Source organism: Myxosarcina sp. GI1, from assembly GCF_000756305.1.
In the GTDB taxonomy this organism is placed as follows: Bacteria; Cyanobacteriota; Cyanobacteriia; order Cyanobacteriales; family Xenococcaceae; genus Myxosarcina.
In genome coordinates, this window is the sequence record NZ_JRFE01000010.1 from 41,922 (window position 1) to 54,436 (window position 12,515).

22 protein-coding genes and 1 pseudogene are annotated in these 12,515 nt (G+C 37.2%); 3 read left to right on the plus strand and 20 right to left on the minus strand.

Translation table 11 applies throughout. The annotated features are described in order from the left end of the window. Positions 1-184: 184 nt before the first annotated feature. From KV40_RS05075 to KV40_RS05130, 13 genes and pseudogenes are all read right to left on the minus strand, one after another. Positions 185-1,060: an alpha-D-ribose 1-methylphosphonate 5-phosphate C-P-lyase PhnJ gene (locus KV40_RS05075; RefSeq protein ID WP_036478500.1), complete on the minus strand. Its 876-nt coding sequence runs from the start codon at positions 1,058-1,060 to the stop codon at positions 185-187. A gap of 24 nt (positions 1,061-1,084) precedes the next feature. Beyond that, positions 1,085-1,495 carry a VOC family protein gene (locus KV40_RS05080; protein WP_036478501.1) on the minus strand — a complete coding sequence of 137 codons (411 nt, stop codon included), beginning with the start codon at positions 1,493-1,495 and terminating at the stop codon, positions 1,085-1,087. A gap of 23 nt (positions 1,496-1,518) precedes the next feature. Further along, positions 1,519-1,827: a cupin domain-containing protein gene (locus KV40_RS05085; RefSeq protein WP_036478503.1), complete on the minus strand. Its 309-nt coding sequence runs from the start codon at positions 1,825-1,827 to the stop codon at positions 1,519-1,521. A 19-nt stretch (positions 1,828-1,846) separates the two neighbouring features. Then, positions 1,847-3,433, minus strand: coding sequence for a carbon-phosphorus lyase complex subunit PhnI (locus tag KV40_RS05090; RefSeq protein WP_081942766.1), 1,587 nt, complete (start codon positions 3,431-3,433; stop codon positions 1,847-1,849). A gap of 30 nt (positions 3,434-3,463) precedes the next feature. Continuing rightward, positions 3,464-4,048: a phosphonate C-P lyase system protein PhnH gene (gene phnH / locus KV40_RS05095; RefSeq protein WP_036478506.1), complete on the minus strand. Its 585-nt coding sequence runs from the start codon at positions 4,046-4,048 to the stop codon at positions 3,464-3,466. 7 nt (positions 4,049-4,055) lie between these two features. Further along, positions 4,056-4,496, minus strand: a complete 441-nt coding sequence (gene phnG / locus KV40_RS05100) for a phosphonate C-P lyase system protein PhnG (RefSeq protein WP_036478509.1) — start codon at positions 4,494-4,496, stop codon at positions 4,056-4,058. 694 nt (positions 4,497-5,190) lie between these two features. Further along, positions 5,191-5,481, minus strand: a pseudogene (locus tag KV40_RS37235) (UPF0175 family protein). A gap of 70 nt (positions 5,482-5,551) precedes the next feature. Beyond that, positions 5,552-5,863 (minus strand): DUF4926 domain-containing protein, encoded by a 312-nt coding sequence (locus tag KV40_RS05105; protein ID WP_036478511.1) that lies wholly within the window; start codon positions 5,861-5,863, stop codon positions 5,552-5,554. Beyond that, positions 5,860-6,210, minus strand: a complete 351-nt coding sequence (locus KV40_RS05110) for a DUF6883 domain-containing protein (protein ID WP_036478515.1) — start codon at positions 6,208-6,210, stop codon at positions 5,860-5,862. The genes KV40_RS05105 and KV40_RS05110 overlap by 4 nt, the downstream gene beginning before the upstream one ends. Before the next feature lie 365 nt (positions 6,211-6,575). Next, positions 6,576-6,749: a hypothetical protein gene (locus KV40_RS34655; protein ID WP_172657234.1), complete on the minus strand. Its 174-nt coding sequence runs from the start codon at positions 6,747-6,749 to the stop codon at positions 6,576-6,578. A gap of 9 nt (positions 6,750-6,758) precedes the next feature. Next, positions 6,759-6,998 (minus strand): hypothetical protein, encoded by a 240-nt coding sequence (locus tag KV40_RS05120; protein ID WP_036478517.1) that lies wholly within the window; start codon positions 6,996-6,998, stop codon positions 6,759-6,761. Between the two features lie 47 nt (positions 6,999-7,045). Further along, positions 7,046-7,264 carry a hypothetical protein gene (locus tag KV40_RS05125; RefSeq protein ID WP_036478519.1) on the minus strand — a complete coding sequence of 73 codons (219 nt, stop codon included), beginning with the start codon at positions 7,262-7,264 and terminating at the stop codon, positions 7,046-7,048. A 77-nt stretch (positions 7,265-7,341) separates the two neighbouring features. Continuing rightward, positions 7,342-7,875 (minus strand): siphovirus Gp157 family protein, encoded by a 534-nt coding sequence (locus KV40_RS05130; protein WP_036478521.1) that lies wholly within the window; start codon positions 7,873-7,875, stop codon positions 7,342-7,344. A 114-nt stretch (positions 7,876-7,989) separates the two neighbouring features. Between KV40_RS05130 and KV40_RS05135 the strand changes: the two genes are divergently transcribed. After that, positions 7,990-8,370, plus strand: a complete 381-nt coding sequence (locus KV40_RS05135) for a hypothetical protein (protein ID WP_036478522.1) — start codon at positions 7,990-7,992, stop codon at positions 8,368-8,370. A gap of 24 nt (positions 8,371-8,394) precedes the next feature. Here the strand turns inward: KV40_RS05135 and KV40_RS05140 are convergent, their stop codons facing one another. From KV40_RS05140 to KV40_RS36905, 7 genes are all read right to left on the minus strand, one after another. Then, positions 8,395-8,940 (minus strand): hypothetical protein, encoded by a 546-nt coding sequence (locus tag KV40_RS05140; RefSeq protein ID WP_036478523.1) that lies wholly within the window; start codon positions 8,938-8,940, stop codon positions 8,395-8,397. A 109-nt stretch (positions 8,941-9,049) separates the two neighbouring features. Next, on the minus strand, positions 9,050-9,490 hold the full coding sequence (locus KV40_RS05145) for a hypothetical protein (RefSeq protein ID WP_036478525.1): 441 nt from the start codon (positions 9,488-9,490) through the stop codon (positions 9,050-9,052). Positions 9,491-9,635: 145 nt separating this feature from the next. Next, positions 9,636-10,016 (minus strand): hypothetical protein, encoded by a 381-nt coding sequence (locus KV40_RS05150; RefSeq protein WP_036478527.1) that lies wholly within the window; start codon positions 10,014-10,016, stop codon positions 9,636-9,638. Between the two features lie 522 nt (positions 10,017-10,538). After that, positions 10,539-10,784 (minus strand): hypothetical protein, encoded by a 246-nt coding sequence (locus KV40_RS05155; protein WP_036478530.1) that lies wholly within the window; start codon positions 10,782-10,784, stop codon positions 10,539-10,541. A gap of 63 nt (positions 10,785-10,847) precedes the next feature. Beyond that, on the minus strand, positions 10,848-11,069 hold the full coding sequence (locus KV40_RS05160) for a toxin-antitoxin system HicB family antitoxin (RefSeq protein WP_036478532.1): 222 nt from the start codon (positions 11,067-11,069) through the stop codon (positions 10,848-10,850). Positions 11,070-11,075: 6 nt separating this feature from the next. Then, positions 11,076-11,498, minus strand: coding sequence for a putative toxin-antitoxin system toxin component, PIN family (locus KV40_RS05165; RefSeq protein WP_036478534.1), 423 nt, complete (start codon positions 11,496-11,498; stop codon positions 11,076-11,078). Positions 11,499-11,530: 32 nt separating this feature from the next. Next, the gene (locus tag KV40_RS36905; protein WP_256381104.1) at positions 11,531-11,656 is read right to left on the minus strand and encodes a hypothetical protein; all 126 of its coding nucleotides are present in this window, start codon (positions 11,654-11,656) and stop codon (positions 11,531-11,533) included. Positions 11,657-11,793: 137 nt separating this feature from the next. On the opposite strand from KV40_RS36905, the gene KV40_RS05170 reads away from it, so the two are divergent. Further along, a complete protein-coding gene (locus KV40_RS05170; RefSeq protein WP_156113947.1) occupies positions 11,794-12,039 on the plus strand; it encodes a hypothetical protein in 246 nt (81 codons plus the stop codon). 6 nt (positions 12,040-12,045) lie between these two features. Further along, positions 12,046-12,210 (plus strand): hypothetical protein, encoded by a 165-nt coding sequence (locus KV40_RS34660; RefSeq protein WP_156113948.1) that lies wholly within the window; start codon positions 12,046-12,048, stop codon positions 12,208-12,210. The last annotated feature ends 305 nt before the right edge of the window (positions 12,211-12,515 follow it).

A 12,515-nucleotide genomic window follows, 5' to 3' on the forward strand; every position in this document is an offset into this window, starting at 1 on the left:
CATCTAATTTTTGTTAACTAGGTGGGCGTTTGCTCACCTTTTTTTATGCGATCGCACCGACTCGATAAAATTTGGTTGAGCGATCGCAAGCACTATATAAATAAAACATCTTCAATTGAACGGCAAGTGATGATAAAATCTTCAGTACTAAATATTTTGCATTTGAGTCGAAGTCTTTATTTTTTCAAATGGGTTTTTTCTTTTCAATTTTAGCCGCAAGTTGCGCACGGCGTGAATTACAGTAATCGGTATCAGAACAAATCCACATTCTAGTTCCGCGATCGTCAATTACTACTTCATCCAAATAACTTTCAGTCGAACCGCAAAATTCACAGGCTTTATCGTCCCATTTTTCACCTGAAAAAGGATAATCTTCAAAGTCTAAACTTTTAACTTTGGTATAGGGTGGAACGGCATAAATTCGCTTAGCTCTTCCCGCACCGAATAATTGCAGTGCGGGATTGTTATTCATTTTAGGATTATCAAAACGAGGTATGGGACTTGGTTTCATTAAATAGCGATCGTTAACCATTACGGGATAATCATAAGCAGTGGCAATTTGTCCAAAATTAGTAATATCTTCATACAATTTGACGTACATCGAGCCATATTCTTCTAAAGCGTGCATTTTTGCCGCTTCGGTTCTCGATGGTTCGATAATAAATAGAGGTTCGGGCATGGGAACTTGATAAACTATAATTTGCCCTTCGGTTAACGGGGTTTCTGGAATACGATGACGGGTTTGAATCAAAGTAGCTTCACTGGTTTTTTCTGTGGTATCTACACCACAAACTTTTTTTAAAAAGCGTTTGATATTTACGGCATTAGTAGTGTCGTCTGCACCCTGATCGATAACTTTTAAAGTATCTTCTTTACCTATTACCGAAGCTGTTACTTGAATACCTCCCGTTCCCCAACCATAAGACATTGGCATTTCGCGAGAGGAAAACGGAATTTGATGTCCTGGTATGGCGACAGCTTTCAAGATAGCGCGTCGAATAGAGCGTTTGGTTTGTTCGTCGAGATAGGCAAAGTTAAAGCCTGGTTCTGTTTGAGTCATAGTAGATGAATGAATAATAATTTTCTAGACATAAAAAATCATTTCTTCATAAGAATTTTCTTTAACTGCATTTAGGCGAGTTTGCCAATTACCAACGTGAAGTTCTAATTTATGATTGTCTGGATCGAGAATATATAAAGAGTCGCCTTCGCTAGTGTTGTCCTGCCATAATCTAAGATTTAATTGCTTGATATTTTGACGATAATAATTCAACTCTGTTTGAGAAATACTAAAAGCGTAATGAGTGTAGACAGAAGCTACGTGGCGATCGCTCTCTCGATTTAAAGACAAACAGAACCAAAGATCGCCAGCCAACATATATACACCACGTTTCCATTTAGCTAGAGGTTTAAACTGCAACTTCTGAGTATAAAAGTCAAAGGAAGCCTCCAAATTAGTAACAGATAAATTTAAATGGTTTAATCCTGAGATCATTTGTCTTAATTAATACTGAATTACTATTTAAACCAAAACTCAATAATAAAAGTATCGCGATCGAATCTAGCTGCATGAACTTGATGAGGTTTAAGGTGATACCAATCTCCTAAGCTGTAATATTCTTCTTTGCCATCAACAATTAAAATCAACTCTCCTTGAGTTACTACGCCGTGATTGTCGCTATTGTGTTGATGCGCTTCGATTTCCGTACCTTGAGAATAACTAGCAAAATAAATATCTACATTTTCTGTAGTCAATCTATTTGCCTCAAATCTACCTTGGAAAATTGGTAAAGTACGAATCTTGTCGGGAAAATGAGCTTGGTTCATAAATTACAGCTTTAATAAATTAAACAGCACTAAATGCAGCAGGATAAACAATCTTTCCTCGATAACCATCAGATTTAGTCAAAAACTTTACCATAAAATATTCGTCTGGTACATTAAAAGGAGATTGAATACTGTACTTGCTTGCAGGTTTAAATCCGAAACGAATATAAAATTTAGGATCGCCCAAAACAATAACCATCGGTGCTGGTATTTTGTCTGCTATTTCTAAACCAGTTTTAATTAACAAACTTCCTATTTCTTTATTTTGATGTTCTGGCGATACGGCTACAGGTGCTAAAGCTAAAACTTGAGTAGTTTCTTTGTCTATTAAATCTATGTAGCTAAACATAATATGACCGACTATTTTGTTATCTAGTTCGGCTACTAAAGATAGTTCGGGAACATAGCCTTTGCTCTGTCTAATTTTCTCAACTAACTCAGCTTCATTTTCTCTTCCGAAGGCTAAATTATTTACTTCTGCTATTGCAGGATAATCATGTGCTTCTGCCGCACGTATTTTTAAGCTATTTATTTTTTGTTCTTTCCTCATCTGACGAACTAAATTTAATTCCGCTTGAAAATCAATGTAATGAGGTAACTTCAAATGCTGCACGAACCCTTGTGCCTCGACATTATCAGAGTGATATAAAACAAACTCCTCATCTTGCGCTACACCTTCTAAATTTTCCCCAAACTCTTTTGCTCTTAAAGCACGATCTACTATTGCCATCGACATTGCTTTGCGTTCGTTATAGCCAAAAGTTAAACCGTAACCTCTAGTAAATTGAGGCGGTAATTCTTTGCTGCCTTTAAACTGGTTTAACATCTGAACTTCGGTTACTTGAATATCGGCGATCGCAATTTCAAAACCTAGTTCTTCTGGTTCGATAATTACCTCTACTTCTCCGACTCTGATTTCACCTGCAAAGGGATGATTTTTACCGTATCCCCGTTGGGAGGAATAAGCCAAACCCAGTAAAAAGCCTTCGTCAGCGCGTGCTAAATTTTGTAATCTAGCATCTCTATTGGTAGGAGTGTTTAGCGATTGACGGGTAAGATCGAATGGTTCATTAGTTGCGTCTTTACAGGTTTCGGATTGAATTAATCCTTCTCTATCTAACGTATCGATCGCCCTTGCTATTTTTCCATTGCGATCGCGATTGTTATCTGTTTCTAGAGTGTTATAATTATTGTCTTCTGCGGCTAATTTAAAATCTAGTAAACGATGAATATAGTCATAAGTCGCACCTAGTTTTTGTCCTTCTGGTACGTCTTTAAAAATAGAAGAAATGCGCCTTTGAATCTGCATTTTTTCTGTATTTAGAGGCTGGCTGTAATAGAGTCTGGGTAAAGTAGTTCGGTAGGCTCTTAATAAAAAAATTGCTTCTACTAGATCTCCCCAAGATTGTTTAATTGCTAAAGCTGCCAAATCGCGATCGTATAAACTTCCTTCTGCCATAACGCGATCGACGGCTAAAGCCAGTTGTTGCTTTATTTGTTCGATAGATAATTCGGGGATATGTTTATCTCCCCGACGCATTGCTTGTAATAAAGCCTCTGCATTTTGTATTGCTTTTTCGCCACCTTTTACCGCTACGTAAGCCATATTTTTTAATTGATAATCGATAATGGAAAATTAAATTACTTTTGAGGTACGGGGTAAACCAAGTACTTTGTTTTGATAGAAGAAATAAATATCTATTCCCAGAGGATAGGAATTATGGTTTTGTTGCCATTGTTGCCAGAATATTTCTGGTAAATTGATGGGCATGGTAATTTGTTCTTTAATACCTGCGCCTATTAATTTTCTTGGTTGTAGTGATAATTCGCCAATTGCTTCTACGGTTATTAACAATGTGGTGGAATTCTCTGGATAGACTGGCGTTCCCTGTTTGAATTGAGATAATGAGGGCATATTATTAACATCCCAAATAACTGCAAAATCAGCCAGTTTTGTATTTTCGGTAAAACGACAACCTGTATGAAACAAAAGCCAGTTTTTAACTTCTTCATTTAATCCTGGTTGCAGCCATACGAGGATTTCTATATCTAATAGAGTTAAAGATGCAGCAGCACAAGCTATATTTAATTGCCAAGGTGGGGTTAATTGAGCGGTAATTTTATTTATTGTTCCTGGATGAGACAAAGCATTGAGCAATACTCTAAATGTACTTTGGGAATCGTGGGTTAAATCTTCAAAACCTGGCAGTTCAACTATCATTAAAAACTTATTCTCCGCGCAACATAGTTAAAAACTCTACTTTGGTTGCTTCTGTCTGTCTTTGTTGTTTTTGTTGATGTTCTAGCAATATGATTTGCAAGGGTTGAATGACGCGCTCGCACACCTGAGAAAACCATTCTTCCTGTTGCAATAATCCGTCGCAAACAGCAGCTAACTCTGCATGACGTTTGGCTCTCCCTCCAACATAAGCGAAACCCATAACCTCATTTATTTTTATAACACAGCGCGTAATTGTCATTTCTCCTAAGCTAAATGCTTCGCCCGTACCTCCTGCTCTAGCTCTTACCATTGTCAAACCAATCTCTGGTTGCCGCAAAACAGTATACTCTGGTAATTTTTCTAACGTCTTAACCTGTTGTTCGAGGTTGACTACAGAAGATTTAGCTAAGATAGTCATCCAAACTTGTCTTTCTGTTAGCGATTTCATATTCTTAACTTGTTTTTAATTTAAAGTTAAATTACTGTTAAAATTTGTTCGGACATACAAACTATTTCTCACAATACATCAACCAAAAATAATTAACAATAGACAGTAACGCGGCGAACACCTAAAAACAATTGCGATATTTTTGACAGTTTTAATTTGTCTTATTTTCCACTAATTTAAAGCTTTAATTTTGCGATAAAAGGTCACAACTTTTTGTTGATTTAAAATCTTTTGAAGTAGAGTTGATTTATTTTGTTTTTCAGCTAATGTCTGATTAACTCCTCTAGCTCAAAGCATCATTGTTACTTGATTCCACCTTTTTTATTCACTCAAACATTTTTAATTTGAGCGAACGTTGAGTTAATATTAGAGTCCCTGGTACGTGGCGGAATAAAGATAATGTCGAACTATTGATGTAATTAGGTATTGTTGATTTAGAAGAAGCTCGTCAGTTAAGACAGTTGGAAATGTAAGCAGACGAACAGGCGATCGCGCTAAAGCGAGATAAGTTGCAGAAACTGCTACAAGACCAAATATCCAAATAGGATTGGGAAAATTTACGAGCGATCGCGAGATTGAAGAAGCCGCAGAAATTCTCTCTGAAGCTGTTAGAAAACTTCGACAAGTAATGTTTATTTAGGTCTTAAATAAACTTTGAAACAATACAATCAAAGGCGAAGTCTCGATTACTACTCTACTCATCAATATTAGCTATTTCTTCTGGAGTGTATTGAAATGGAAATACTTGATAGCGGGAAAGAACATCAATGAATTCTGCTCTATTCAAGCCCGCAATTTCTGCTGCTTTACCTTGGGAAATTTCTTCTAATTCATACCATTTTACGGCAGTACGGACATATCAAGCACCTGAGCCAAGCTCAGGTGTCTCGTTCTCAGCAATCCGCATTTCTCTGACAAATTCGTCAGGATTTTTTCGGAGGGCGGAAAAAACGGTTTCAGGTAGTTGGATAGATAGGTTTTTCACAATGTTAATAAATTTAAGTAAAAATTCAATTGAATAAAGTTATTTTGTAGGAATAAAAATGGTTTGAAATCTATTTAAGATATAAAAAACGTGCAAAATCTAAAACTTCTTCTTGACGTTTATTGTCTAAATTATTGAGAATAGCGGCTACTCTGTCGGGAACAGATAACCAAGTTTTTGTTTTAGCTTGCCAAACAACTATAAACTGTTGAGAAGATAATGTACAAAGTGCTAAAGTTTCACCTGTAGAATCAGAAAACTCGACTTCATAAGCATTGTTTTGGTAACTTTCAACAATAGTCCCCTGTGTTCCTGCTCGAAGATTGTATTCAGGTAAATCTACTAGCAACTCAACAATATCGAATAATTCTGGCTGAATCATTTTCTTTTCCTCACGTAAAGCGTCACCAATCTAGCTACATTCGTATTTGGTTCGATTATCCACCCCGTTCGCACAACTTCTGTTTGTCCTTGCTTGACTCCGTTTACTTGTAAATCTACTTGATATCTTCGCCCGTGTACGTCAGTCCTTTGTAAACTTGCTTCTGCGTTAAGCACTTTTGTTTCAATTTGTTCTAACAGAGGTTGATAGTTGTCTTTAGTAAAACCAAGATGACGTTGAAACATTAACGCCTTGTCCCTACCTTTAGGGTTATCTAGGTTGAGTGCATATTCTGTTAGTTTACGAGGATCTATAGATACATAATCAATTACATCTTTTAACTTCATAGAGAAATTGCAACCAGAATTTTGCTCATTAAGCTAAAAAGAATATCCTGGCAGATTACTATCGTGAGGCTGAGTCCTGCCCGCGCTCTGCATTCTAATCTAATTCATAGATTTTTTCTCGATTGAGATATTCCTCTTTAACTCCTAATTCAAAAGTTAGAAAAGGATAGTTTTCTTATGGTATTGGAGTAATTAGAATATCTACCTCATCTCCTTCCTTAAAGTTTTCGGGTACGTTTTCTAAGAGAATTATGTTTTTTCCTTTAATATAGCCCTTCATAATCAAAATAAGCGTGTTAGCAAGACTCTACATTAATTTTAATTGCTCCTCAAAGTTCTTAGTTTTTGCTTTCTTTTTCTTAGATTTACCTTTCTTTTAGCTGTGTAATTCTCGTTCTACTTTCTCGGTGTGGCGATCGTGGTTTAGGCGATGGCTTCATTGACTTCTTATTGCAGGCGATCGCTACCTCAACATTCAACACTGCTTGTATACAGTTATTCATGGCTGAAATTGAAAGTTTATTTAAAATTTCAGCCATACTATATGTTTATTTGTTTTTATGTCTTCGTTCATATACAGTGACAATGCGCTCTAAGGTTTCATCATCAAAGAGATGTAACGCCTTATTTAACTTTTGCCAGTCGCGCCATTTTTCCAGGCAGTAAGCATCTTTTTCTAACCGTCTGTCAGTCCAGTTATGTTTTTGAAGTATTTCTCGACAGAATTCATAAAAATCAATGTGCCAATTGAGGTTAGCTACGGCTTTTTGCAAAGTAATTACGTTCATAGTTCGATTTAGAATTAATTTCACAGGTTGCCGTAGGACTGCTTTGTTCAGAAAATCTCTGGATTATATTTTTCTTCTTCTAAGTCTCTTTCTGTTATCTCCACGGTCAATTCTCCTCTGGCTAGTTTGGCTTTAGTTTCATGCCAGCCAGAAAGATAGTAACAGTCATCTGAAGCTGGAGTTTCTAAATTCAGGGCATCATTTTCACCATTGATGTACTCAAATAGAGCATCTTCATCTCTCGAACTAGGTTGTGAATAGTTCATAGTAATTGTTATCTAATAAACTTCACTTACTCCTCAGCACGAGACAGTAACTATTTAGTTTTTATCTATCTTGTTTTCTATTTAATCCTAATTACCAAACTGGTTTCGGTTTCTCCCCAGTCAGCCCAGGGAAAATCATCTTTACTAGTTTTTAATGCCTGCTTTAGATCGTTTAATTTTGCCTCGACTTTAACTCGCTGATATTCCTCTGGCAGTTCTTCTGGTGCTACCTTAAGAACTACTGGCTGTCTGGTTTGCTGATAGATGGTTGAATACTTACCCTTAACTTTGGTTTCTCCTCGCTGCTGCATTGCCAGGAGGATGTATTGTTTTAGCTTGTTGGCAGAATTGAGCTTACTAACCTGTCTGACTCTAAGCTCGTCAATCATGGATTTAACGGCTTCGGCTTCTTTTTCTAAGCATTTAGCAGCATAGGCAGCAGATTCTAGCTTTGCTTTCCAGTCTTCTTCTTTACCCAACCACTGTTGAAATAGTTGTTGAGAACGTTCGTCTTTTTCTGTTTCGGTTAGTTCTTCGCTGTTAGCAATTTCGGCAATTGCTTCTTCTAAATCGATGAGGTCTTGAGTTTGATTCCAGAGATTATCATTCATAAACTGTTGTTTCCTTTTAGTTTATTAATTTCCTTTACACCGAAGGACTAATTATTCTTTTCTATCTTTTAGTTCATTTGATACTCTTGTATTAGCGAGGTAAAAATTACGGTTATGGAAAATTTTAGTCAACTGATTGGCGATCGCCTAATTAAAAACTGTAGCGAGGCGCAAGCAGGACTGCTTAAACTATGTCAAATAAAAATGGTTGTAGTAGAAGGCAGTTCGGCATTACTAGTTCATTGTCCTAACTCTTGGACAGAAAATCAGTTAAGTGGATTTTTGTTAATAGGGAATCTCGGTAAATTAATTCACAACTTAGGTATCGAGCGATTGGTTTTGAATAACGGTGAAGATTGGGTGTCTCATTATGAATGGGACGAGACTTACTTTAACTTCAACGGTTATTTTCTAAATGGAGATTTGGAACAGCTAAAGATTGTCAATGTTCCTACTATTGAGGAACTAGAAAACATGACGGACAATCAGCAATAGGTTGCCCGTCAAACATTAAATTAGTTAAAATTCGACCTCGGCATCTTCTGTTACTGACCTAGCTGCTGCTGGGAGTGGTGGTAGTTCTACCTGCCCATCCTTCATTCGCGCTGCATAGAGTTGATGCTGACCGATAAATGCTTTCAACTCCTCAACTCGTTCCTCCTGATTTTCAGCCCACTCAAACTCTACTGCATAATAAGTCCCTAGTTCGGAAGAGCGTTTGTCCATCTTGGCAGTTACAATACCCGTACCGATAGCAATACCTTTTACCCCTAAATCTAGATGAAGATTGATAAAGTTATCGAGAGATTCGGTTTTGAGTAGAATATGACCGACAATGTTATCGGGGTCTACAAAGATAATTTCCAACCAGCTTTGATAGGGATAATTGAATAGCTGTTCTTCAAAGGTGCGAAAGCTGAGGATTTCTAGTTTGAGTTCGTTACCAACCAGCTTTGACTCGCCAATTTTAAACACGCCAGCTTTACAGTCAGCGCGATACTGACGGGGACGACCAGGGATGTAAACAATACCGTCCATTTTTAAAGGTTCAAAAGCATTAACCATGAGCTATATCTCTATGAGCTATATCTCTCCAAATTAATTACGCGATCGCCGAAGGTTTGTTTGGTTTTTAGTGCCAGATTTTATTTCTCTGACACTTTTATTTGTTTATTTATGCCGTTACTAACTCTTTAGATTTCTCGATGTATTCTTTTAGAGAAGAGTAATTGAGGTGGTTCAGAACCGAGTAACAATGTTTACAGCAGGCTTTACCCAACAACTCTTTTTGATTAGCCCAATCATCACAGTCACAGATTAATTCTTGTGGGCGAACGGTAACTTGATAGCGAGTTTCTTTGTAGGGATTGTAGACTGTAAAAGATTCTTTATTGTAGAGATGAGGTGTAGTTTCAAGTGTGCGACTTCTAGACCTGCGCCAGTTAGCAAAGTGCTGGCAGAATTCTTTCTTGGAAACGAATTTAGCCTTTCGATCGTGGATTTTAACTAGAACGACTTTATTCCAGACTTCTAGATCTTTAATTAGGAAATAGTCAAGATTTAACAGTCTAGCGGCAGCGGATTTAGAATAAATTAAGTTTTGAGCGGTAGTCATTTATTTGACCTCAATTAATTTCACCGCTACCGAAGGACTTTTATTTTTATCTTTTTTTTAGTTGGTTTATTTTTATTAGTTTAATTAGTTGATTTTTGACAGAGAAAATAAAGCTCAGGATGTAAGTCCTGAGCTAAAGTCATACTTATCTGTTGAATCGTTTGGCACTACGCTCTTTATTTAGCTTCAATAGGTAGTCCAAAGTTATCTCTGGTTTGAGTCGCTCTTTGGCATACTCGACCATTTCTTCAACGGTAGCTTTGATAAAAGCCGCGTCAAATTCTACCTCAAACTCTTTCCAAGCTTCCGAATAAAGTTGTTTGATAACTTCTTCTGGAATATCGCCACGCTCTACTGCCCCTGATGCGAAAGCATCTGTTAAAATATTCGTCCTAATTTTGTCCCAAACTAGATGACGCAAAGTGTAGAACACTGCCTGCCATCTACGAAAAGCGGCTTTTCTTTCCTGTTCTTTGAGTGTAGGAACTTGGAATTTAGAAGATAGAGCATTGTGATTAATTGGCATTTTGTAACTCCTAAATTGGATAAAATTTACAACTGAGTTTTTCCTCAGCTATCTTTGACGCAAGGGGTGGAGGCTTCAAATGTCAATGGGTTTAGTTTGGGTTAGCGAGTTATTTTCTGGCGCGAAATACGGTTTTTATTTAGAGTTTCTCGAACTCAGACAAAAAGCTAAAGATGAAGAGTAGCGAATGTTAGAAACTCTTTAAAAAGCCTATTTTACTACAGAAAGTTAGAGCTTTACCCAGACTCCTTTGACGTTTGGAGTCACCCCTTACAATAGAAAAAGCTGAGAAAAGTAACCCCTACTAGCTGTTTCGCTAATGCAAGTAGCACTAAGTTTTTAAGTTATCGAAATATATTTTGTTTGTCTGAGGATATGTGACAAGTAGACGAAGGCGATCGCCAGCTTGGTTTGAGAAATCAAGCTGGCGGACGAGCAAGGTCGATAAATTGGGTCTGAACTAAAGACCTCAATCATTGAGCTGGCTTTTGTATCTAGTAAATACATTCCGCTCGAACTACCCTATAAATTATCAAAATCGACATCCCTTTCCAAATCTAAATGACGTTTTCGCTCTATTTCCTCAAAAATTTCTTGTATTTCAGTATCTTCTTGCCAAATTCCAATTACTTTTTGTAATTCTGTCCAATTGGGTTTGGGTTCTAATTCTGATTCGGAGATTTCGATAGTAACTTCTGAACCTTCGGCAATAGCAATTGGTTCTAGTAGTTCGATAGTTTGCCCTTTAATAATTCCTTTCAGCTTCATTACTTTTATCTATAGATTTGTGGCGTTGCTAAATGTGTAATGATAAGAGTCTATTTTGCTCACTCACGGCTCAAATGAACGATCTAACTTATCTAAAATCTTCAAGCCTTCTTCTGGATTTCCTTTAGCTGCTAAAGCCCTAAAACGATTCTCCGCATCAAATTCTGTTAAAGCAATAGTGGAAAATTCTTCTATCAACTTATTTAGACTAATCCCTCTCGATCTAGCCAATTCTTTTAATCTTGCGTGTTTGTCGTCTGGTAAACGAATTGTTAAAGTTGCCATACTTATCTAACTCCGAATAATATCTTCAGGTTTTAAAATCGCCAAATTGGGAAAAAGCAAATCAGAATTATGAAAATCTTTGATATTGTTAGTCGCTATAATTCGAGCATTTCCCGCCATTGCTAACTCCACTAGATGATTGTCTGCCTCATCTTTAAGATTTGGTCGCCACAGATAATAAATTGATACCCATTGACTGACGTTAATTAAGGCTGCAAACAAAGTCATGACCTCTTCTTGGCTTATGGGACATTTAGTAATAATTTCTGGTCGATTCATTACTGATTCGTACTCAGAAAATAAAGCATTGCCCATCAAAGGTTGATACTCTTGTCTCAGACAACGCCGAATCAATTCGCGATTAGCACCAGTCCTACTAATAAGCGCACCAATAAACACACTGGTATCAATAACGATTTTTGTAACCATCTTTATAAGATAGCACATACGCTATCATTAACTTAAACTACATCTCCCAACATTGCTATAATCTCTGTCTCTAAAGATTTAATATCTGCTTCAATTGACTCTAAGGGGTGGGGAGGCTGATAGACATAGAAATGAACTTTCTCGGCGATTGAGAGCAAAAAAGTCAGTCGTAGCGGTTTGTTAGGGACGTAATTACTTTTTTCTGTAATTACAGAAAATGCGCCTCGGTTGGTACCTACTTCCCAAGCTAAAATTAAATAAAGATAGTCAATTAATTATTAAAAGCGCGAGCGCAATGTCAGAAGTTACTTCTCACGGCGAACTAAATCTTCAAGACTCATCAATTCAAACGGAGAAAGGTTTTTTTTACCTTACCCCAGATGAAATCGAGCAAAAAGCTCAAATCGCCGTCGAGAAAGCCGTTAAGCGAATGCACGCTCTAGGTATAGCCACAATTATCTCCGTAGATGGCAAAATGTACTGGCAAGATCCCAATGGGCGATTGGAACCATACTCCATCGAATTCGATGCCACAAAATAGTCGTCGATGAGCGAAGTATTAACTCCCCGTCTGGTTTGGCAGTTCGAGCGTAAATATCTAGTTTTCTGCAATTACAGTTTTCTGCAATTACAGAAATACAGAAAATTTAGTAGCGATCGCCAGCTTGAATTTTCAAACCCAGCAGACGAGCGAGCAACGTCGATAAATTGAGTCTGAATTGAAGACCTCAATCGTTGAGCTGGCTGTAGACGCGAGATAGTAAATCTTGAAAAACAAGTTCTTTAAGCTCGTCATTGTTCATCACTTCCATAAAGATTTTTTCATTACCTTCTAGGCGTTGTACGAAAATATCTTCGAGATGTTTGTCTAAGACGGGAGCAAAATTTTCTTTGCTGTTAACCTTAGCAGCTTGTTGGCGGAAATAGAAGGTTCGTTTGATATGGTACAGCCTGTCGCTAAAACCTTTGCTCTACAATCAATACAGCGGTCGATTTAGACAAAGTAAAAGAAAGACT